This window comes from Nonomuraea sp. SYSU D8015 (assembly GCF_008065375.1).
GTDB lineage: Bacteria > Actinomycetota > Actinomycetes > Streptosporangiales > Streptosporangiaceae > Nonomuraea.
This window is the reverse complement of the sequence record NZ_VJYI01000031.1, coordinates 52,245-72,884: the sequence shown is the minus strand read 5'-3', so window position 1 is coordinate 72,884 and position 20,640 is coordinate 52,245. Positions and strand designations below refer to the sequence as shown.

Genomic DNA, 20,640 nt, shown 5'->3' with positions numbered 1-20,640 from the left:
TTGTTTCCTTCACCTTCCCTCCTTTGGACATCCATGAAACGGTTACGCTTAGCAGCAATCTCAATACTGAGCGTGCTTCTGGTGGCGTGTGCGCCGCCTCCGAAGACTGCGGCGCCGGGCATATGCGGCTCCGGCATCGCTACCGCAGCACCACCGTCCACGGCTGCAGCGACAAAGCTGGAAACCGTCCAGGTGGCCATCATTCCCATCCCGGACGTCGCCCCGGCCAAGCTGGCTGAGCATTGCGGCTACTTCGCGGCCGAAGGCCTGAAGATCCAGTGGGCCCCTATCCACGGCGCGTCCGATGCGATCCCGGGCCTGCAAAACGGCAACCTCCACGTATCGCTCTGGAACTACGTCACGGCTTACGCCACCGAGGCCGCGCAGCCCGGCCTGGCCCGCCTGATCGCCGACGCCTACGCGGCCACCGAGAACACCTTCCTGCTCATGGTCCGCCGGGATTCGCCGCTCCAGAGCCTGGCGGATCTGAAGTGGAACGGCAGCGGCGAGAAGGTAACGGTCGGCGTGGCGACCCTCAAAAGCGTCTCCACGCTCACCACGGAGCGCACGCTCCAGGTTGCCGGAGTCAGTGCGGACGACATCACATTCGTGAAGATTCCGCTGCCGGAGATGGCTGCGGCCGTCCAAAACGGCCGCGTGGACGTGGGATGGTTCACCGAGCCGTCGATTACGTACTTCAAAAAGGAATTCAACGGTCGCACGCTGGCTGATGTGGCTACGGGGCCGACCAATCAATGGCCGGTCGCTGGCTGGGCAGTCTCGGCGAAATGGGCGGCCCAGCGTCCTGATCTCGTCGTGCGCTTCCAGCGTGCTCTTGCCCGCGGGCAAGAGCTGGCCGCCCTGGACGACAGTACGGTCAAGAAGATCCTGCCCACCTACGCGAACCACATCGACGCGGCGACGGCCAGTTCGATCACGCTTGGCCAGTTCCCGATCACGCTCAACCCCACTCGCCTGCAGCGGGTCGGCGACGCCATGCTGGAGCTGTCCAAAGGCGCGAAAGACCCGTACCTGACCAAGCCGATCGACGCCGCCGATCTCATCTGGGATCCCTCCCTCTCAGCCTCGCCCACCGTCTCCTCTTCTCCCGGGTCCACGCCATGACCGACTATCACGATCTCAGCGACGTGTTCGCTGCCGGCTCGCCTGACGCCGGGCAGCGGGCGATGAGCCCGCAGCAGGCACTCCAGGCGATGATCACCGGAGCCGACATCCGGTTGAAGACCTTGTGGGCGTTCGTCACCTTGGGCATTGCCACCTTCCTCAAGGACGGCTCCCTGTCCAGCGACGACATTGCGGCCGCATGCCAGGCCAACCGGTCGATGATGCGGAGGTTTTTGAACGCGGTGCATGCCTACGGCCTCGTGGGCGTCGATGAGCAGGGGCACTATGGGCTGACCGCGCTGGGCCGAGCGCTGCTGCCCGGCGAAGGCTCGATGTGGGCCGCAGTCGGCGTGACCATGGCGCCGCTGTGGCAGGAGGCCGGCGAGCGGCTGCCTGAGACGATCCGCACCGGACGTCCCGCGGTCTTGCAGGGCCATGCCACCCCTTACCCGATCCTGGCCGGCGATCCGAGGCTCGCGACGATGTTCGACATGTTCATGGCCGGTCGAAGTCTCGCCATCGGCCGCGCGCTGGCTGAGCGCGACTACAGCGGCGTGCGCACGGTGGTCGACGTCGGCGGCGGGACCGGCGACATGCTCGCCAAGATCCTGCACGCCCATGAGCACCTGAATGGGGTCCTCGTGGAAAGGCCCAGCGTCACCGAGCACGCCGAACTCCACCTTGCCGAACAAGGGCTGGACGACCGGGTCCGGATCATCCCCGCCGACATGTTCAACGACGCCTGCCCATCCGCTGATGTGATCATCCTGTCGTCGGTCGTCCACAACCATGCCACGGCCGACAACCGGGTGCTGCTGTCCCACATCCGCGAGGCTCTGGAAAAGGCTGGGACGGCCGCCCGCCTGTGGTGCATCGAGGCGCTGCTGGGTGAGCCGGGCGTCTACAGCAGCGCCGTCGATCTCGACATGCGCATGATGAGCCTGTTCGCCGGCGGACAAGAGAGAACGCTGGAGCAGTACCGGGAGCTGATGCGGCTGGCCGGGCTCGACATCGTCGGCACCGAGCCTCTGCCGAACGATCACACCCTCATGATCGCTCAACCCAGCGGCATGGGCCTGATCTCCTGACCGTCCCGGGCTGGGCGGTTGGCCTCTTGCGCCAAGCGCCCCGGCCCATTCCCAGCAGACACGTATCTCCGGAGATGACCAAGGTGGTCACAGCACTGACGTGGCGGCGTCGCGCCCTGCTCGGCGCGGCAGGGCTGGGCATCAGCGGCGCCGCCGCCGAACTCGCGCACCGGCTCGGCCCGCCCGAGTTCCGGGTGCTGCCGTCGCCGTCCAGCGTCGCCGTCGCCGCGGTTCAGCTCGCGGCCGACGCCGAGTTCGCCATGCATGTGAGCGCTACGCTCGCCGCCTGCGGTCTCGGCCTGCACGCCGCGATGATCATGGCCGTGCCCGCAGGACTGCTGCTCGGCGCGCTGCCCGGCACTGAGCGGGCGGTACGGCCGGTCATCGAGTTCCTGCGGGCGATCCCCTCGCTGGTGCTGATCCCGCTCGCCTGGGCGCTGCTCGGCGACCCGAGCGCCGCCAAGACCGCGCTGATCGCCTACAGCTGTTCTTGGCCCCTGCTGATCACCACCCTGTACGGGATACTGGAGACGGATCCGCTGGCCAAGGACACCCTGCGCGCCTACGGCTTCAGCCCCCTGCAGGTCCTGATACGGGTCAGCCTGCCCAGCACCGCGCCCCACATCGCCACCGGCTTCCGCCTGGCCATCGCGGTCGCACTCATCGTGTCCATCAGCGTCGAGGTGATCAGCGGCAGCTCACCCGGCATCGGCACCTACATCGTCGCTGCTCACAGCATCGGCCAGCCCGAGCGCGCGCTAGCCGCCACGCTCGCCGCCGGACTGCTCGGCCTGGCCGCCACGGCTCTATGCACCGCCGCCGAACACCGCCTGTTCGCCTGGTATCGGCACACCGCTGGAGCGTCCCGATGACCGTCCCTCGACCTCAGCGACCGCGTTACCAGCTGCGCCGCTTGGCGACTGCGCTGCCCGCCCCGGCCGCGCTGCTGCTCTGGGAGTGCGCCGCCCGCGCGTTCGGCCTCCTCTACTTCCCGCCGCCCACCAGCATTGCCGCCCGCGCCTACCATTTGTGGTTCAGCGGCCCGCCTGCGCACCTCTTCCTTACCGCCGAGGCAGTAGAGGACCTGCTGCCCAGCCTGACCCGCCTAGTGGTCGGCTGGACGCTGGCCGCTGCCCTCGGGCTGGCAACGGGCCTCGCACTCGGCCGCCTGCCCATCCTTGCTGCGCTGGCCGACCCGCTCCTGCACATCGGCCGTGCCATCCCGCCGCCTGCGCTGCTGCCGCTGTTTCTCGCCACGTTGCCGATCGGCACGCCCACGCAGCTCGCCACCATCCTGGCCGGCGTCATCTGGCCCATCCTGATCAACACTGCGGATGGCGTCCGGCACGTCCATCACGCCTACCTTGACACCGCCAGCGTCTTCCAGCTTGGCCGCGCGCGGCGGCTCCTATACGTGATCGTGCCCGCCGCAGCGCCGAAGATTCTGGCCGGGCTGCGGCTGAGCGTCTCCCTGGCGCTAATCATGATGGTGGTATCCGAGCTGACGGCCAGCACCGATGGGCTCGGCTACCGGCTCCAAAACGCCGCCGGCAGTGTGGATGTGCCGGCCATGTGGGCAGTGATCGTCCTGCTCGGCATCGCGGGCATCGCCGCCAACGGCGTCTTCCTGTTCGTTCAACGCCGCCTTCTCCGCTCAGGCCAAGCCGCGCGGCCGCGCGGCCACGTCCTGGCCTGGCAACAGTGAGGAGCTCTCGCACCATGTTGTTGGCCATGCCGTCGATCGTCAGCCATCGCCTCGCCGCGATCTCGCACGTTCTCGCAAGCAGGCTCGGCGATTCGCCGCCGGGGACCCACCTCGCGCCCGCCTTCAGCGGCGTGAGATCACATGATCAGCTTTGTGGTGGTGGCCGGTGGCCGCCGGAGGCGCTCTCACCGAGCAGGCATTCGGCGCCTGCTCGCTGTCACCCATGCTGGAGAAGCCGATGAGATTTGCTGACATCGAGGTCGTCGCGTTCGACTACGGCGGCACAATTTCAGGGAACCAGATCGATCACCGACTCGGGGAGAAGCCGGTTGACCCGGGAGCTGCGGGCGCCCTGCGCGAACTGCACCGGATGGGCAAGCGGCTGGTGCTGGCTTCCAACACACTCCCGGGAGAGCCTCGCTGGCCGGCGCTGGCCGACGCCGGGCTCGACAGCCTGTTCGCCGGGGCCGCGTTGTCGTACTGGCTGGGCGTCCGCAAACCGGACCCGCGCTTCTACCGTGTGGTGTCCGCCATCGCCGATTGCAGCGCCGACCGGATGATGTTCGTCGGTGACCGGCTCGACTATGACGTGGCTGCCCCGCTGGACAGCGGAGCCGGTGCGGCGGCGCTGGTCCGGCCGGGCGGGTTGCGGCCGGGTGAACTTCTGCCCGACGGGGCCGTCGTGATCGGCCATGTTCGCGAGTTGCCGACGCTGCTGGCCCGGCAGGCGACGCCATGATCGAGATCACCTTGATGGACATCAACTTCCGCGACGGCGGCTACGACCGCATGACTCGAAGTTTCCAGCGGCTGGATCTGCTCGCTGGCCTGGCGGCCGCGCTCCCGTTCCCGCCCGACGTCGTGTTCCTCCAGGAGGGATACCGGTTCGGTGACGACGGCGCCGAGCTCATGCACTACGCCGGGCAACTGCTGGGCGGCCTGACCGGTTTCTTGATGCCGCCAGTTCACGGGTTGCTGTACCAGGTCGTCTACCTGCGCTGCCCGCCGTTTGTGCCGCTGCGGCACTTCCACCGCCACAGCCCAGGCGTGTACCACGATCAGGAAGGGTGGGTACATGCCGGGCATCCCGCCCTAGGCGAGCGGGTGCTGAAGCTGTGCAGTGTCCACATGGCCTACCACGACGGTGACGCCCGGATGAGCGAGGCGAAGCGGTACAGCCGCTACGCCGCCTCCGGGGAGTTTTCCGTCCTGGCTGGCGACTTCAACTCGCTGTGGCCTGACTGCCCCCGCCACGATGAGCTCGAGCCGGACTGGACGGCGCTGCCCGACCATGCCCGCGGGCACAAGACTCTCGGCCCGGGAGATCGTGCCGCGGGGGAGTGGGTCAGCGACCGGCGCGCGGGCACGGTGCTCGCCGAGGCCGGATGGGTGAATGTGGGATGTCTGGCCGGCGACATGCGGCCCACCGTCCAGCCCGAGGTCGATAACGGCCAAGGAGCCCGCATCGATCATATTCTCGTCAGTCGCGGCCTTGCCCCCGCTGTCGTCGCCAGCTCCTACGACGTCGACGACAGCTCGATCGGCGCCCGGGCCAGCGACCACAAACGGGTTTCCGTACGCCTGAACCTGGCGGCGCTGGCTCCTTCCCTCGATCGGGCGCCTACACCGCCGGTCGGCGGCGGATAAGCGACTGGCCGCGCTGCTACCACCACGTCCACCCTCCGCCACGGAAGGCATGAACTCGTCCATGAGTGACCAGCAGAAGCTGCGGCCGCATCAGCGTGACGCTGTCGATGCCACAGTGGCCGCGCTCACCCGCGCCGAGCGGGCCACCACGGTCATGGCCTGTGGGACCGGCAAGACTCGCATCGGCGCTGCCACCGCCGAACGCCTGCTGCCCCGCACCGGCGGAAGCCGGGTCTTGATCGTGGCGCCTTTCCTGGAGCTGCTCACTCAGACCATCCGCGAGTGGCGCGCGGTCCTCGGTGATGCGGCCTTGGGCCGCATCATTGCCGTCTGCTCCGACCAGAGGGTGCTGGATGAGCATGCGGGCGAGCTCCACCAGCAGCACGCGGCCGTCACTTCCGACGCCGCCGAGCTGGCTCAGCTGGCCGCTGGCCCGGGCGGGGTGACTGTGGTCAGTACCTACCACAGCCTTTCGGTGATCGCTGCCGCTCATGAGAATGGCCTGCCCATGTGGCATTTGATCATCGTCGATGAGGCGCACAGGAGTGCCGGCAGCCTTGGCAAGGCGTGGACCATCGTCCACGGTAACGCCCACCTGCCGGCCGATCGGCGGCTGTACCTGACTGCCACCCCGAAGGTGATCCTGGGCGGCGACGACATCGTCAGTATGGACGATGCGAAGATCTTCGGCGAGGTGGCGCACCGCCTAGGCTTCGCCGCCGCCCGGAAACTGGGGCTGCTTGCCGGCTACCAAACCGTCGTACCGGTAGTCACCAACGAGCAGCTCCGCACCGCCGCCCGCGCCCCGCAGCCGGCTGAGTTCTACCAGAGCGGGCGGTCGGCGATCGCGGCGACCATGCTTGCCACGCAGATCGCTGTGCTGCGCGCCGCTGAGGAGTACGGCATCCGCCGCTTGATCACCTTCCACAACCGGGTAGGCAGCGCCGAATGGTTCGCCGCAACCCTCCGCCACGCTGCCACCTTGCTCGACCCGGGCCAACGCCCGGCCCGCTTGTGGACCGGGCATGTGCACGGCGGTCAGCCGCTCGCACAGCGCCGTACCATCCTCGATCGGTTACGCTCCGACGACGACGAGCTGGTCGTCGTGGCCAACGCGCGTGTGCTCGGCGAGGGCATCGACGTGCCGGCCGTCGATGGCGTGGCGTTCATCGACGCCCGCACCTCCCCGATCGACACCATCCAGGCCATCGGGCGGGCGCTCCGGCGAGGCACCCAGCCCGGCCCCAAGACCGCTTCCATCATCGTCCCGGTTATCCTGGGCCCCGGCGAGGACCCAGAAACCGCCCTGGACACCTCCGCTTATGCCTCGGTTTGGCAGGTGGTCCGCGCCCTGGCCACCCACGACGACGACCTCGCTACCCACCTCAGCACGCTCCGCCGCCGCCTGGGCACCGGCTCCGCCCGCACCGATGCCACCGACTCCTCCGAATGGCCACTGCCCGACTGGCTGCGCATCACCGGCGTGCCCGTCCCGCCCGGCTTCGCCAACGCGATCACCGTCCGCACCGTCCGCGCCAGCACCCACTCCTGGGAGGAGTACTACGGCGCCGCACAGGCATACAGCGCCGAATTCGGCGACCTGCTCGTACCGGACGGTTGGCAGACGCCGTCAGGGCTGAAACTCGCGAACTGGCTTCATCACCTGCGCACCTACAAGAAGGCCGGCAGCCTCGCGCCCGCGTGGATCGCCCGCATGGACGCCCTCGGCATGGTGTGGGATGTTCGCGAGCACAACCGGCAGCGCGTCATCGCCGAGTGCGCCAAGTACCACCAAAAGCACGGCGACCTGCTCGTGCCCAGCGATTATACCACCGATGACGATCCTCCATACCCGCTCGGCTCCGTCGTCAGCAACACCCGTGTCCGCTACCTCAACGGAACCCTTGATCCCGGCTTCGCCGCCAAGCTGACCGCTCTCGGCATGGTCTGGCACGTCCCGGACACCGAGCGAGCCCAATTCCTCGCCGACCTGGACGCCTACCGCAAAACGCACGGCGACCTGGACGTCCCTCAGCAGTACGTCACCCCCGGCCCCAATCCTCGCAAGCTGGGCCGCAAGGTCGCCGGCATGCGGCGGCGCTGGCGAGAAGGCACCCTGACTAAGGAAGAGATCAAGGAACTCGAACAGCGCGGCTTCATCTGGGACGCCCTGGAGCACCGCTTCAACCGCTACCTGCATGCGCTGCACGTCTACAAACGCACCCACAACGGCAGTGTCGAAGTGCCGCAGAAGTACGTCACCCCGCCCCCCGAGAAACTCACCCTCGGCCGGTGGCTCTCCCAGGAGAAGGCCCGCTACCGCCGAGGCGAGATGCTGCCTCACCGCGCCAAGGCACTCCGTGCCGCTGGCGTCCGACTACCTCCTCGGCGGTTCTGATGACGCGCCGGGCCGCGCGGTCATGAGCTGCCGGGCAGGGATTCCCCCCGCCGAACCCCAACCCTTGATCACCAGTTGCGAGGCCCTGGCGCTGAGTGGGCGACCTCTTGGCCCGTGGCCACTGTCACCGGAGACAGCTTGATCTGCACGAGTAGTCGACCGAAAGGCCGATCGCATGGCTACGGACAGGCAAGCCGCCCATCGCCGCCAGCTCGGTGCGGAGTTACGAAGGTTGCGAGAAGCCAGTGGGAAGACCATTGAGGCGACCGCCGGACATCTGGAGTGCTCGTCGGCGAAGGTATGCCGTATCGAGAACGGCCACGTGGCCGTCCACCCGCGCGACCTTCACGCCATGCTCGGCCTGTACGGGGTGACTGGCGCGCGCGGTGCGGCGTTGCTCGCGCTGGTGCGGCAAAGCCGCGACAAGAGCGGCTGGTGGCACACGTACGCGGATGTCATAGCCGAAGGGGACGAGTTCTTCCTCAGCCTCGAAAAGGAAGCTGCGATCATTTGCGACTATCAGCCCTTCTTGATGCCCGCACTTCTGCAATCCGAGGCGTACATGCATGCCGTGATAGATGCCGGGGCGCCCCCCGCGGTAGAGGACCAGCGAGCTGCTTTGCGTCATCATCGCCAATCGATCGTGACGGGAGACCGGCCGCGCCAGCTTCACGTGCTCCTTGAAGAGGGTGTGCTGCACAGGCCTGTCGGCACCTCCGGGGTGATGCGGGAGCAGCTCCAACACCTGCTCGACATGGGTGCACGACCTGGTGTTCGCCTCCAAGTCCTCGAGACGAGCGTCGGCCATCATGCCGCCGAGGGGCGGGCATTCACCCTGCTCGGCTTCCCCGATCCGGACGAACCTAAGGTCGTCTATCTTGAGCTTTTCAACGACTCCTGCCTGCTCGACGACCCTGGTAAGACCGCCGGCTATGGCCGAGTCTTCAGCTTTCTTCAAGACATAGCCCTGTCGCCCAGTGAGTCCGCCTCCTTGATCAAGACTTTGCTGGTCGGCTCGCTCGCGTGACCATGCCCGCGGACGATCGTCGTGGCATCGCTGTTATCCAGGGCTGTCCTGCACGACTTCGCCGGGGTGCGGGGCGCCGAGCACCAGGACCATGGCCCCCATCAGATCGATGTTGGCCGCCGCGACGGCGGACGCGTCACCACGGTGGACATCGACGAGGAGATCGCCGAGCCGGCCTAAGAAAAGGGCGGCGTGGCTATCCCGCGTGACGAACTCGCCAACAACCATCATCGACCAGTTGCCCATCGTGGCCCAAGAAAGAGAGGAGGGGGCGCGTGGGTGGAACCACGGCGGCGTCGGTACGGCTCGCGAGGCGTGCTGGCGGGCCGCGCGGCGGCGCTGCTGCTCGGCCTGGTCGCGGGCGGCTGCCTGGGCTCGGGCCTGCGACGGCCACGGCGCGAGCTGCTGGCGTCCGCGGTAAGCCAGTGGGCCAGCCGGGATCGCAGCCACGCCGGCAGCCAACGCGGCTGGCCCGTGTGCGGATCCTGGGAGCCGTCGATACGGTGGTTGATGGCGTGCTGGATGTCGCTGGTCGCGGTACCGGAGGTGAAGACGTCCAGCCAGCTGCGCAAGTGCTGGACGGTCAACTGTGCCAGCAGAGGATCGTGGAGCGCTCACACGCGACGAGCATGTCGGCCCTGGTGCGCGGCGTGACGGCGGCCGACCTGGAACCAGCCTCGCCGGTGAAGTGGCCGCGAGCCATTGGCGCGTGCCCGCGCTACGGGGGTCTAATCCCTATATGAGCGGACCGGGGCGAGGGGATCCGAATTGATCCACAGGCAGCGTTTCGACAGGCCACGGAACCTCCTCCGCGCCGTCGTCGACGCCGGTGGGTACGAGGGTGGGGGAGTGGTCGAAGTCGTCGGCCAGGTCCTGTAGGAGGCACCCTGGCACGGTGAGGATGTACTGGGGCGGCGAGGTTGCCGAGGCCGTCGGCACGTGTATCCGCATGGTGCCTGAACGTTTGCACCTGGAGCCCCTATGACGGAAACCGATTGCCTCATATTCTGACGGCGATGACTCATCGCGAGAACGCCCGGCGGCGCCCATGACGGCTGCGGGAGGCACTCAGTCGTTCAACGCAGAAGCCGCTCTTCACGCATTGACCCTGGCATGCGCCGACCTGGGGCTGAACCGTTCCGGCGCGACCCGTCTGGGCCCCGTAGGCGATAACGCGACCTTCCTCCTGCCCAGCGAACACGTTGTCGCCCGGGTCGCCTGGGGGAGCGCGGCCCTGGACCGTGTCAAACGGGAGCTGCGTGTCTCGGCGTGGCTGGCCGCCCAGGGGGTGCCCGCGGTGCGAGTCGCGGCCGTGCCCGGCCAGCCGGTGACCGCCGATGGCCGCATCATCACCTTCTGGGAGGAGATCCCGTCCGCACAGCAGGCGTCCACACGGGAGATGGGGGCGCTGCTGCGCCGCCTGCACGCGCTGCCGCCGCCGCCGGACGGCATGCTGCCCCCATTCAATCCGTTCATCCGTCAGCAAGCGCACGTCGACCAGGCCGTCAACCTCAGCGAGGCCGACCGCCACTTTCTTCTCGACCTGATCGCAGAGCTGAAAGCGGCCTACGCGCGGCTTCGCTTCCACCACCCCGCCAAGGCCATCCATGGCGACCCACACCGCAAGAACCTCGTGCGGGACGCGAACGGCACCACGCTGATGCTCGACCTTGAGCGGTTCAGCGTCGGCCCGCCGGAATGGGACGCGATCATACCCGCCGTGTACCACCGAATCGGCTGGTACACGGCAGATGAGGTCGCCGCGTTCACGGCCGCCTACGGCTGGGACGTCACCACATGGGACGGATTCGCGACCCTGGCCCGGGTGCGCCAGCTGCGGATGACGACGTGGCTGGCAGGCCGCACTGGCCGCGAACCCCGTCTGCTTCCCGAGGTTCGCCTGCGCATCGCCACCTTGCGCGATCCGAGCGTCGCCCGCACCTGGACGCCCGGAACGTAACCTGACCGGTCGCATCAAGCCACGCACCGCCGCAGCACATCACGCCACTGCTCGCGGAAGTCGCCGACTGCCCGTGCCTTCTCGTACGGCGTCAAGCTGCGGTTGAACCGCGTGATGTACTCGCGTACTCGGGCTGATCTGATCCGCCCGGCGCGTTCGATCGCAGCACCGGCGACCAGGCAGGCTTGTTCCACCTCCTTTTGAAGCGGCTTGCCGGCCAGGTGGGCGCCAGCGAGCGTCAGCTGCGCGAACACCCGGGATCGGGGGAAGCGGTCGCTGGATTCGTCCAGCGTGAGCTGGGCGAACTCGATGGCGTTGCCCTTGTCCCCGAGGGCGGCGAAGGAATGCCCGAACTCGTCACACAATTCGGCCCGGTCGAAGTAGGCGATCCAGTCAGGTTCAGCCTCAGACCGCCCCTTGCCGAAGGAGCGTTCGGCCTCCCGCAGCGCGGCAATGGCGTTGCGCCGGTCACCGAGGCTAGCCAGCGCACGCGCCTCCATTGCGCAGTACATGGCGTGCACGACCGGCGTTGCCGCGCCCTCGGCGCCGAGTTTGGCCGCGCGAGCGAACGCGACCGCTTCGCCGTACTCGCCCAAGAAGTTGGCCTGGTGGCTCATCAGCGCCCACACTTTGCCGGCCAGAGCGGGATCGCCGGCGGCGTGGGCCAGGTTCAACGCCTGCATGAAGTAGCGGCGCGCCAGGCCGTGCAGCCCCGAGTCGTAGGCCATAGCGCCGACCTTGTACGTCATCACGGCGGCGGCGGCGAACAGCTCCCGCCCCACCGCTGCGACGTACTGGCCGTGCAGCAGCTCGCTAACTTCGCGATGGAGATACTGCACCGCCGTCTGGCGGCGGTACTCGCCTCCGAAGCGATGGTCAAGATCCTCGAACAGGTGCGTGGTCAACCGCACCCGCTCCACGTCCGCCTCGGTGACCTTCCGAGCTCGTCCGCTGCGCCGCGGCGGCTTGGGAGGAACGGCGATCAGCCACAACCCCATCGGAGACAGGAGCGTCTTCGCCGGCACGTCGTCCAAACGCAGCAACTGGTCGCGTGCCAGGTCCGCTTCCCAGAGCTTCCGGGTGGTGCGCAAAATCGTGGGCGGCGCGGTGGAGAAGTCAAGCCCGAACCCGGGGCCAAGGTGCGCCCCGGTGGAGGTCATGCCGATGTCGTCCAGCGTGACCACTCGGCCGAGCTCGCGGCCGAGCACAGAGGCGATAAGGTGCGGCGTCTCCCCCCGGGGGCGCATGCCCTCCAGCCAGCGGGCCACATACACGTGCGTGTATGAGCTGGGCAGTCCGCGCAACAACGCGAGTTCGCGCAGCTTTCCCGCGAGCTTTTTATTGGACATGCCCGCCTCGGCCATAAGGTCGGCCAATTCCCTATTCACCATCGCGCTCATGAAGAGCCTCCGCGGCATACGTCGGCTGCAATCCTTTACAGAGCGTAAGGGCACGATGTGTGCCCTAAAAGGGTGCGCCGAAAACAAAATCAACGAAGTGAACCCCTTTTGAACCCCCAGCGCGAAGTGAACCCCATTTGAACACTGTTGCGGCCATGATCTCCGAGCTTAGGTAGAGGTCATGGACAGCTTGCCGAAAGGCACAACGCGGCCGATGGCGCGAACGCCGCTGACGACCGCGTTGCTGTATGCCTCGCTGGGCTGGCCGATTGCGGCGGGTGCCCACATCACCGCAAGCGGATGCTCCTGCGGGGACACGCTCTGCGGCACGCCCGGTCGCCACCCGCACTGGCAGCAGGCGCCCAGCACCGACCCCGTGGTGCTGCGCATGCGATGGGTCCTTCATCCCCACGCCACCGTGCTCGCGCAGATCGGCGTCGCCTTCGACATCATGCACATCTCCGAAGACGACGGCCGCCGTCTTCTCGGCGCGTGGGATCAGGCGAAGATGCCGCCCGGCGCGCCGATGCTGTACGCCGACAACGACCTGCTAGTCCTCACACGACCCGAGCAACCAGCCGGCACGGCGGACACATGGCTCGCGCTGCCGGTACCCACTGTCCGACCATCGGGTCCGCCGAAGGCCAGCTGGGTGGTGCCCGCCACCCCGGTTAATGCGGCGACCCTGCCTTCGGCGCAGGAGGTGCGCCGCCTTCTCAACGGCGGCATGCCGTCCCCTCGCGAACAGCAGGGTCAACTCCAGCCCTTACGAGCGGCCCTCCGCACACGCCCGACAGCGTCCTACGCCGCCAGTGGCGGCATGGGCACGCCTGGATCGGATCGGGAGATTCGATGAAATTCCACCCATTCGGCATCGTGGCACGCCTGATGAGCCACGGCCGCCGGTTACCGCATAACACGCTGCAGATCCCGCGAGCGCACGCCAGCGGCGGCGAACTGGCCATCGACGCAGCCGTCGTCGCCAACTTCCTCTTCTCGCACGGCTCCGGGGTCGACCTGCTGGTATGCGGCGGCCCCAGCCCGCACGTTGCCGGGATGACGACGATCGCGCCCGCCGGCTACGGCGGCTTCGCGTCGGCAAGCCGCGAAAGGGTCTCCTGCTGGCCACACCGTATCCGGCGTCTGCTGCCGCGCATGGTGTGGGCTGTTCGCCTCACCCAGCTCGCCATCACGCTGCTCTGCGCGGCGACGTCATCGCCCCGCAGGGACGCGCTGAGCCGGGCCGCCTACCGCGGTTCCGCCGGCGACGGCACCGCCTCCTTGCACCCATCGCCTGCCGCTCTGAGGCTCTGATGACGGCAGGAATCATGTGGGCAGAGCCGCCCGCCCTCCCAGAGGTGGACTCCTACAGGCCGAACGCCGCCCGTGTCCACGACTGCCTCCTCGGCGGAAAAGATCACTACCTCATCGACTGCCAAGCGGCTGAGGCGATGGAGACAGCAGCGCCTGGCACGCACGATGCCGCCCGCGCCGACCGGGAGTTCCTCATCCGAGCGGCCACGTGGGCGGCCGAGCGCGGCCACACTCAGTTTCTCGAGCTTGGCACCGGGTTTCCCTCCCAGCCGAACGTCCATGAAGCCGTGCAGGCGGTGCAGCCCGACGCACAGGTGGTGTACGTCGATCACGACGACGTGGTTGTCGCTCACGCGCGCGCGCTGCTCGCCCGCGTCCAAGCCAACGTCGGCGTCGTCCAGGATGACGTGAGAGATCTTCCACGTGTCCTCGCAGGGGCAGCCCGATGGATCGACTTCAGCAGGCCAGTGGTCGTAAGCCTCGTCGGGATCCTGCATTTCGTCGCCGACGCCGACGACCCGGCCGACATCATCGCGACCCTTCAGCGGCACGTGGCGCCCGGCAGCGTCCTCATCGTGTCGCACCTCTGCTCAGACGCGATGGAAGCCTCCATCGCCGAAACCGTGGCGGCCCCGTTGGAGAACTCGCGCACGCCCCTCGTTCTCCGTACCGGCGAGCAGATCGCCGCGCTGCTGAGCGGACTCACCCTTTACCCGCACGGTGCATGCGCCGACGAGGGTGAAGAGGGTGAACTCGTCGAGGTATCGGCCTGGCGGCCGCCGTTCGGCCGGACCCCGAAGCCGACAGGCGTTGTGCAGGTTCTGGGCGCGGTCGCCGATCTCCGCCCCGCCAGCCGGTACCACATGTTGAAGGCTTCCTGATGAACGTGATGAAGCATCGCGGCCTGGTCGCGTCTGCCGCGGAAGGGAACCGCGCCGGACGCCCACGGTGGTGTGAGCCGGGCGCACACCGACTCCCGCCCCGGCCGCCGGCCTCGCGCCCATCCGGTGAGCACACACCGTGCCCTCGCTTGCGAGGCCGGCACCACACCTCGTCCTCTTGTTGCCGCAACCGTACGCACCAGAGGCGGGCGCCGGCCATGCCCCGCAAGGCACCGCGGCCGAGCCCGCGCCACCCTCACACCTGCTGGGCGGAGGCCGCGGCCTTCCCCCACGCACTTCACCGCGAATCTCGGGCGTGTTCCCTGCGGCGCCCGCTGACGGCCTCCGCTTCACGCCCTCCTGGTGGCCCGCGTCACCCCCGCGCGCGGCCACCGGCGGTGCAGGCCAGGCATTGCCCCCGCACCCCGGCCTGCACCGCCCTTCCGCGGAAACGCGCCGGAGCGCGATAACGGTCACTTCGTCCCGAGAGAACACCCGCTGACGGACAAGCATCCGTCAGCATCCCCTCCGCTGCATGGGAATCGACACATCCATGAAATGGCTACGTATAGTCGCATCTTGCTTACTTATTGTGTGGATGGTTGCCTGCGGCAGCCGCACCTCGCCCCCCACCCCCACCCCCAACCAGCCCCTTCAGCCGGTCACGGTCGGGATCATGCCCATCCCGGACTGCGTCACCATCCCCATCGCCACCGCCAGGAACTACTTCAAGGCCGAGGGCCTCCAGGTGAAGACCGAGATCGTCCAAGGCGGCGGCGCTGCCATCCCCTCGCTGAAGTCCGGCACACTGCATTTCGCGATCATGAATTACACGGCGGCCATCGTGACCGAGGCCGAAGAGCCCGGCACGCTGCGGATCGTGGCGGACGCCTACCAGGCCGCGCCCAACACGTTCAAGCTCATGGTCCCGAACAACAGCCCCATCCGCGGGATCACCGACCTACGGGGCAAGCGCATCGCAGTGGCGACTCTGAAATCGGTCAGCACCCTGACAACGGAAGCGGTCCTCGCGATCGCTGGCCTAACCCGCAAGAACGTGCACTTCTCCAAGATGCCACTCACCGAGATGATTGCGGCACTGGAAAACGGAACCGTCGACGCCGCCTGGTTGACCGAGCCCTTCATCACCAGCTACGGCACGAAATTCGGCGGCCGGACGCTCCACGACGTGATGTCGGGACAAACTGAGGACTGGCCTATCGCCGGCTGGGCCGCCTCCGCCGAGTACACCAAGAGCCATCCCCGGGAGGTGGCCGCCTTCCAACGGGCCATGCAGAAGGCTCAGCTCGATGCAGCGGAAGACAGGCAGCTCGTCGCCAGCATGCTGCCCAACGTCATCAAGATCGATGCCAAGACCGCCGGCATCATATCGCTGGGCATCTTCCCCATCGACCTCCACCCAGGCCGCATCCAGCGCGTCGCCGACGTCATGCAAGAGTACGACTACATCGAAAGCCACCTCGACGTCGGCCCCATCCTGCTGCCGCGGCCAGCATGACCACCTTCCCGACATGGCGCGCGGGCACCACGCCCTGGCTGGAGCCACTCTCACACCCGAAGGCGGCAGGCCGCAGCCTACCTGCGCGGTCCACGCCACGTCGCGGGCGTGCCGCGGGCAGCGGCCCGCTGACAGCGCCCGCTCGACGCCCTCCAGCTGGCCCGATCCCTCCCGCGCGCCGCCACCCGCGGTGCAGACCAGGCATCTCCCTCCATGATCAGCCCGCCACGCCAGAAGCGAACACGCTGACGCAGCCACCCCACCCGACGCTTTCGACAACCCGTTCCAGATCCCCGCCGCGATACGCGCAGCCGTGCCGCACACCCTGTTGCCCACTCGTCACCGCCATCCACCCCCACTGTCGTAAGGGCACATCTATGACAGCCGCGCCTCAGACCGCCGACACCGTGGAGCCAGCCCCCGCCAACAAACAGCATCACCAGGCCATTCAGGTGATCCTCGACAACCTGCCTGGATACGCTGCCCTGTACACGCTGTGCGACCTGCGCATCCCCGACCGCCTCGCACGCTCGGCCGCCTCCGTGGACGAGCTCGCGGAGTGGACCGCCTCGACCATGCTCGCGGCCGACCTCAGCCGCGACTACCTGCGGCGGGTGCTGCGTGCCGCCCACGCCTACAGGTACGTGCGCCTCAACCCCGACGGCACCTACCAGTTGACCGATGTTGGCCGCACCCTCCGCACCGGCATCCCCCATTCCGCCCACACCGCAGTGATGAGAGCCGCATTGCGGCGGCGGCGCCCAGTTCGCGACGCGGCAACCGTCCGCCGGCTGCCCAGGCCCGACGACCGGCACCCGGAAGAGCCCATCGCGGCGAGCCTTCACCGGCTCGACCTGTACGAGGCCCTCTACCTGCTGTGCGCGCTGCGCATCCCCGACCACCTGGACGGCGCCCCCGCAACCCTCGACGAGCTGCTTGCCTGGTGCAGGCATGTCTGCGGCGAGGAGGGCAGCGGCCTCGACCTGTCCGTGCAGGACCTCGTGATCCTGCTGCACATCGCGCACGCGCAGCGATGGCTCTATCGAACGCCCGGCGGCGCCTACCGGCAGACCGAAATCGGCCACCTTCTCACCAGCTCCGCCGCCGCGTCCATGCGGCCCGCGGTGATGACGTACGCGCTGCCGCCATGGTGGAAGCCGCTGGCCACCATGGACCAGACTGTCCGAACCGGCACACCGGCCGCGCTTGCCGGCGACCGCACCTTGAACGAGCTCATGGCCGATCAACCGGAAAGCGCCTTCCAGACCGTCCGAGCCTTTCGCGCCTGGCAGAGCGCAACCCTGGCGCCGTTCATCGCCGATGCCATCACAGCCCACACCGACAACGTCCGCACCGTGATCACCATCGGCGGCGGACCGATCCTCCTCGCCGAGATTCTCAACCGCCACCGACGCGTCGACGGCGTCCTCGTCGGACGCGGCCGTGACGCCGACGCCGCCGCCAACCAACTCGCCCGGATCGCGGACTATCCCGGCCGGTGGGGAGTGCCCCACGGCGCCGGCGTGCGCGCCGGGATCCCCATCCGATTCCGCCCCCTGTACGTGATGCCCAATCTGATCTGCCACCTCGACGACCGTGACGGCCGCGAACTACTCGCCGGGGTCGCCGCGGCAATGGACGCATCCGGCCCCGACAGCATCCTGTGGCTCGTGGAGACCGTCATGCCGGAGAACGTCGGACCGCATCCGAGTATCGCGGTGGACCTTCTAGAGATGACACGCACCCGAGGCGGCCGCGCACGCACCATCGCCGAGTACGCCGCGCTGCTACGCAAGGCCGGGCTGCGTATCTCTGGCGACATCGCCGCAGGGCCGCAGACGATCATCGCCGCGCACACGGCGCGCGACCAGCCTCCGCCGATGGACGAACAGCGCTTGCTCGCGACGGTGGCCAGCAACGTGCCGCTGCCGGACTGTTGACCCAGGCTCCAGCAGCGGCAAAGCGAAGCGCGCAACCGCGCCGGTGATGTGATCTTCGCTACGGCCTGGGGTGTTCGAAGGTCGCCGTAGCGTAGCCGCCCTCGAGGTACTGGGTCCGGCCCGGGGGCGGGGGTCGGAGGGGCTGCGTACGCGGACACAGCCCCTCCGACCCACCCATGCCAGGGCACGCTCTCCGTCTGGCGGATGAACCGCGCACAAGCGGGACGACTCCCCGGCGGATCAGACAAGCGAGGCGGCGTCTTCGCTCGGTAGGTCGTCGCGTCGGGCGAGCACTCGCACATGATCGGCCGTCCGCCCGACGTGAACGATACGGAAGCCGCCTGGCAGCCCGAACCCCGCCCCGAACAGACCGGCTTCAGGAGGCTGGTCTGGGCCGGCCACGAAGACGACCGCCTCGTCAATGAGACCCGCCCGCAGGAACGGCTCCGCCACATCGGCGCCGCCGTCTACGAGCAGATGACGGACCCCGCCTCGCGCGAGCACCTCCATCAGGGCGATAGGGTCGCCGCCCTCCCACCGCGCCGGCACGTTCACCATGCCGTGCCCGTGCCGGTCCGGCACGGCCTCCCTCAGCTGGCCGCTCGCCTCCACGATCGCATCGGCTTCCCACAGCAGCTCGCGCGCAGCCGCCACCCGGTCAACGGCGGCGCGCACGCGTCCGCCTGCCACCTCATACGTCCACGTGAGCGTCGGCCTGCTCATTCGCAGGGAATGCTGCCATGCCCCGAGGACCTGCAGTGCCTCCGCGGCCAGGACCCCGGTCTCCACGCTGACCCCGGCGGCCCGCAGTTCGGCGATACCGCCCCGACCCCGGGAGGTGGGGTCGGTGATGGCGACGACCACGCGGGCCACTTCAGCATCCAGCAGAAGCTGCCGGCACGCCGGCGTGTGCCCGACGTGATTGCAGGGCTCCAGCGTCACCATCGCGGTGCCGCCGCGCGCCGACGCCCCGGCGGCCGCCAGCGCGTTGCCTTCGGCATGGGCGAGCCCCTTGCGCTCGTGGAAGCCCTCGCCGACCACGCGCCCGCCCGCGTCCAGGACGACGCAGCCGACGGGCGGGTTCGGGCTGGTCGCGCCCAGCCCGAACGCCGACAGGACAATCGCTCGCCGCATCGCGGCCAACTCGATCGGCGAAGCCATCACAACCCCGCGGCGTTCGCCAAAGCGACCCTCAAGGCCGCGACCTCTGGTTTCTTACGATGGGGCACCAGCGTCTTGTTGACGCCGGCTACCACGCGGGCTATCCGCGACGATCCCGCAGTTGTAGCGATCTTCAGCGCTTGCTGCGCCCGCTCGGCGGCCTGCTCGACCTGGCCGCTATGGGCGTGTGCCGCGGCCAGCCCGGCGAGTGCCATGCCGCGATCGCGCTGGTACACCGGGGCAAGTTTCGGCAGGGCCGCCTCGTAGGCCGCCACCGCCCGCGCATGCTTGCCCAGGTGACTCCAACAGCCGGCGCGTGTCACATCCACGTACGCCGGCGTGACGAAAGCTCCATGCCCGGCGCGGGCGTCGCCGTCATCGTTCACCTGCCCGGCCAGCTCCTGTGCCTCATCCAGCAGGCTCAGGCACAACGTCTCCCGCCCATCCAACGCATGGCCTTGGGCTTGCTGCTGAACCAGAGCGGCCCGCATCGCCGTCGGAAGCCGGTCGACGCGCCGCAACGCCGCCTCGGTCAGGCCGATCACCTCTCCAGCGCGGGCGTCGGCCATGGCCTGCTGGCTGCGGCGGAACATCGTCCAGGCGAGCATGAGCTCATCGTCGGCCTCGTATGCCCACGAGGCGGCTTGGTCGGTCCAGCGCAGCGCCTCGACGAACTCGCCCGCATCCTCATACAGCCAGGCAGCCGACTCGGCGTAGCGGGCGGCCAGCCGTAACACCCTCAGCCGATCTTCGCCTCGCGCAGGCGCCAGCAGCTCCATCACCAAGCCGATCTGTTCCCGGACGCCCGGGATCGTGTGGCGGGGACCGAGCAGGTTGTCGCGCTGCACCAGCAGATGCCACTGGCTGGACAGATGGTCCAGAACGTCGCCCAGGTGCTCATCCACTACCGGCCGCGGCGTGCTGACCGGCCGGTCAGCCTCCGCGGACTTGCGGCGAGGGCGACGGCCGAACACTTCGAGGACCGACACGTCCAGGGCCCGGCACAGCAGCGTCCGGTACATGGGGCGAGGCACATTCTGGCCCGATTCCCAGAAGCGGATCATGCGTGCCAGGTCCGGGGGCTTCGGCAGCGCAGATTCAGGCCCTGCCAGATCGCGAATCCTGGAGGCGAGCTGCTCCTGTGTCAGCAGCTTCTCCGCCCGGGCCGCGCTCAACCGCTCCCACCATCCGAGCGTCTCCATCCGTTCACCTCGCCTCGAGGTCCTGGGCGCAGGAGGATTCTCCTCCTCATCGCCTCCACCAGTGTCTCCTCCTGCGCGTGCCAACAGGCCGCTGACCGCCCCTGAAGAGTGACGGCCATCTCCCGCGACGCCGCGTGTGTGGTGAGCATACGGACGACGACCGCCTGCCACGGCTCATTCGCCCTAGCAAGCCAGCCGTTTACGACCAGGCGCCCCCGGATCTCGCCTCGGCGACCGGCGCAGCGACGTGGACCCCTTATGAACCCGCCGCGG

Annotated in this window: 18 protein-coding genes; 15 read left to right on the top strand and 3 right to left on the bottom strand. The window is 68.4% G+C overall.

Translation table 11 applies throughout. The annotated features are described in order from the left end of the window. Window positions 1–33: 33 nt before the first annotated feature. From ID574_RS52865 to ID574_RS52820, 10 genes are all read left to right on the top strand, one after another. A complete protein-coding gene (locus tag ID574_RS52865) occupies window positions 34–1,125 on the top strand; it encodes an ABC transporter substrate-binding protein (RefSeq protein WP_223168006.1) in 1,092 nt (363 codons plus the stop codon). Next, window positions 1,122–2,213 carry a methyltransferase gene (locus tag ID574_RS52860; protein WP_188196681.1) on the top strand — a complete coding sequence of 364 codons (1,092 nt, stop codon included), beginning with the start codon at window positions 1,122–1,124 and terminating at the stop codon, window positions 2,211–2,213. The genes ID574_RS52865 and ID574_RS52860 overlap by 4 nt, the downstream gene beginning before the upstream one ends. Before the next feature lie 83 nt (window positions 2,214–2,296). Further along, on the top strand, window positions 2,297–3,085 hold the full coding sequence (locus tag ID574_RS52855) for an ABC transporter permease (protein WP_223168005.1): 789 nt from the start codon (window positions 2,297–2,299) through the stop codon (window positions 3,083–3,085). A gap of 41 nt (window positions 3,086–3,126) precedes the next feature. Beyond that, window positions 3,127–3,918, top strand: a complete 792-nt coding sequence (locus tag ID574_RS52850) for an ABC transporter permease (RefSeq protein ID WP_223168004.1) — start codon at window positions 3,127–3,129, stop codon at window positions 3,916–3,918. A 223-nt stretch (window positions 3,919–4,141) separates the two neighbouring features. Further along, window positions 4,142–4,657 carry an HAD family hydrolase gene (locus tag ID574_RS52845; protein ID WP_188196678.1) on the top strand — a complete coding sequence of 172 codons (516 nt, stop codon included), beginning with the start codon at window positions 4,142–4,144 and terminating at the stop codon, window positions 4,655–4,657. After that, a complete protein-coding gene (locus ID574_RS52840; RefSeq protein WP_188196677.1) occupies window positions 4,654–5,565 on the top strand; it encodes an endonuclease/exonuclease/phosphatase family protein in 912 nt (303 codons plus the stop codon). The genes ID574_RS52845 and ID574_RS52840 overlap by 4 nt, the downstream gene beginning before the upstream one ends. Window positions 5,566–5,626: 61 nt before the next feature. Further along, complete coding sequence (locus ID574_RS52835; RefSeq protein WP_188196676.1) at window positions 5,627–7,963, top strand: DEAD/DEAH box helicase; 2,337 nt, start codon at window positions 5,627–5,629, stop codon at window positions 7,961–7,963. Window positions 7,964–8,138: 175 nt separating this feature from the next. After that, entirely contained in the window at window positions 8,139–8,990 is an 852-nt protein-coding gene (locus ID574_RS52830) for a helix-turn-helix domain-containing protein (protein WP_188196675.1), read from the top strand. Between the two features lie 21 nt (window positions 8,991–9,011). Then, window positions 9,012–9,170, top strand: coding sequence for a hypothetical protein (locus tag ID574_RS52825; protein ID WP_188196674.1), 159 nt, complete (start codon window positions 9,012–9,014; stop codon window positions 9,168–9,170). A gap of 868 nt (window positions 9,171–10,038) precedes the next feature. After that, a complete protein-coding gene (locus ID574_RS52820; RefSeq protein WP_188196673.1) occupies window positions 10,039–10,950 on the top strand; it encodes a phosphotransferase enzyme family protein in 912 nt (303 codons plus the stop codon). 14 nt (window positions 10,951–10,964) lie between these two features. Here ID574_RS52820 and ID574_RS52815 read toward each other — a convergent pair whose 3' ends face one another. After that, window positions 10,965–12,350: an NsdA family TPR-like regulatory protein gene (locus ID574_RS52815; RefSeq protein ID WP_188196672.1), complete on the bottom strand. Its 1,386-nt coding sequence runs from the start codon at window positions 12,348–12,350 to the stop codon at window positions 10,965–10,967. A 181-nt stretch (window positions 12,351–12,531) separates the two neighbouring features. Between ID574_RS52815 and ID574_RS52810 the strand changes: the two genes are divergently transcribed. From ID574_RS52810 to ID574_RS52790, 5 genes are all read left to right on the top strand, one after another. Further along, window positions 12,532–13,206, top strand: coding sequence for a hypothetical protein (locus tag ID574_RS52810; protein ID WP_188196671.1), 675 nt, complete (start codon window positions 12,532–12,534; stop codon window positions 13,204–13,206). After that, window positions 13,203–13,664, top strand: a complete 462-nt coding sequence (locus tag ID574_RS52805; protein WP_188196670.1) for a hypothetical protein — start codon at window positions 13,203–13,205, stop codon at window positions 13,662–13,664. Before ID574_RS52810 ends, ID574_RS52805 begins: the two co-directional genes overlap by 4 nt. Next, entirely contained in the window at window positions 13,664–14,545 is an 882-nt protein-coding gene (locus tag ID574_RS52800; RefSeq protein ID WP_188196669.1) for an SAM-dependent methyltransferase, read from the top strand. Before ID574_RS52805 ends, ID574_RS52800 begins: the two co-directional genes overlap by 1 nt. Window positions 14,546–15,080: 535 nt before the next feature. Continuing rightward, on the top strand, window positions 15,081–16,064 hold the full coding sequence (locus ID574_RS52795) for an ABC transporter substrate-binding protein (RefSeq protein ID WP_336245640.1): 984 nt from the start codon (window positions 15,081–15,083) through the stop codon (window positions 16,062–16,064). 377 nt (window positions 16,065–16,441) lie between these two features. Then, a complete protein-coding gene (locus ID574_RS52790; protein ID WP_188196667.1) occupies window positions 16,442–18,004 on the top strand; it encodes a methyltransferase family protein in 1,563 nt (520 codons plus the stop codon). A gap of 240 nt (window positions 18,005–18,244) precedes the next feature. On the opposite strand, the gene ID574_RS52785 is transcribed toward ID574_RS52790, so the two are convergent. Both ID574_RS52785 and ID574_RS52780 read right to left on the bottom strand, forming a co-directional pair. Beyond that, window positions 18,245–19,165, bottom strand: coding sequence for a dihydrofolate reductase family protein (locus tag ID574_RS52785; RefSeq protein ID WP_188196666.1), 921 nt, complete (start codon window positions 19,163–19,165; stop codon window positions 18,245–18,247). Further along, window positions 19,165–20,367 (bottom strand): helix-turn-helix domain-containing protein, encoded by a 1,203-nt coding sequence (locus ID574_RS52780; RefSeq protein WP_188196665.1) that lies wholly within the window; start codon window positions 20,365–20,367, stop codon window positions 19,165–19,167. The genes ID574_RS52785 and ID574_RS52780 overlap by 1 nt, the downstream gene beginning before the upstream one ends. Between the last annotated feature and the right edge of the window lie 273 nt (window positions 20,368–20,640).

What these genes read in the sequence shown, in the direction of transcription:
- ID574_RS52865 (WP_223168006.1), top strand. Translation starts at nt 34, where the DNA reads ATGAAACGGTTACGCTTAGCAGCAATCTCAATACTGAGCGTGCTTCTG.
- ID574_RS52860 (WP_188196681.1), top strand. Translation starts at nt 1,122, where the DNA reads ATGACCGACTATCACGATCTCAGCGACGTGTTCGCTGCCGGCTCGCCT.
- ID574_RS52845 (WP_188196678.1), top strand. Translation starts at nt 4,142, where the DNA reads ATGCTGGAGAAGCCGATGAGATTTGCTGACATCGAGGTCGTCGCGTTC.
- ID574_RS52840 (WP_188196677.1), top strand. Translation starts at nt 4,654, where the DNA reads ATGATCGAGATCACCTTGATGGACATCAACTTCCGCGACGGCGGCTAC.
- ID574_RS52835 (WP_188196676.1), top strand. Translation starts at nt 5,627, where the DNA reads ATGAGTGACCAGCAGAAGCTGCGGCCGCATCAGCGTGACGCTGTCGAT.
- ID574_RS52830 (WP_188196675.1), top strand. Translation starts at nt 8,139, where the DNA reads ATGGCTACGGACAGGCAAGCCGCCCATCGCCGCCAGCTCGGTGCGGAG.
- ID574_RS52820 (WP_188196673.1), top strand. Translation starts at nt 10,039, where the DNA reads ATGACGGCTGCGGGAGGCACTCAGTCGTTCAACGCAGAAGCCGCTCTT.
- ID574_RS52815 (WP_188196672.1), bottom strand. Translation starts at nt 12,350, where the DNA reads ATGAGCGCGATGGTGAATAGGGAATTGGCCGACCTTATGGCCGAGGCG.
- ID574_RS52810 (WP_188196671.1), top strand. Translation starts at nt 12,532, where the DNA reads ATGGACAGCTTGCCGAAAGGCACAACGCGGCCGATGGCGCGAACGCCG.
- ID574_RS52805 (WP_188196670.1), top strand. Translation starts at nt 13,203, where the DNA reads ATGAAATTCCACCCATTCGGCATCGTGGCACGCCTGATGAGCCACGGC.
- ID574_RS52800 (WP_188196669.1), top strand. Translation starts at nt 13,664, where the DNA reads ATGACGGCAGGAATCATGTGGGCAGAGCCGCCCGCCCTCCCAGAGGTG.
- ID574_RS52795 (WP_336245640.1), top strand. Translation starts at nt 15,081, where the DNA reads ATGGGAATCGACACATCCATGAAATGGCTACGTATAGTCGCATCTTGC.
- ID574_RS52790 (WP_188196667.1), top strand. Translation starts at nt 16,442, where the DNA reads ATGACAGCCGCGCCTCAGACCGCCGACACCGTGGAGCCAGCCCCCGCC.
- ID574_RS52785 (WP_188196666.1), bottom strand. Translation starts at nt 19,165, where the DNA reads ATGGCTTCGCCGATCGAGTTGGCCGCGATGCGGCGAGCGATTGTCCTG.
- ID574_RS52780 (WP_188196665.1), bottom strand. Translation starts at nt 20,367, where the DNA reads ATGGAGACGCTCGGATGGTGGGAGCGGTTGAGCGCGGCCCGGGCGGAG.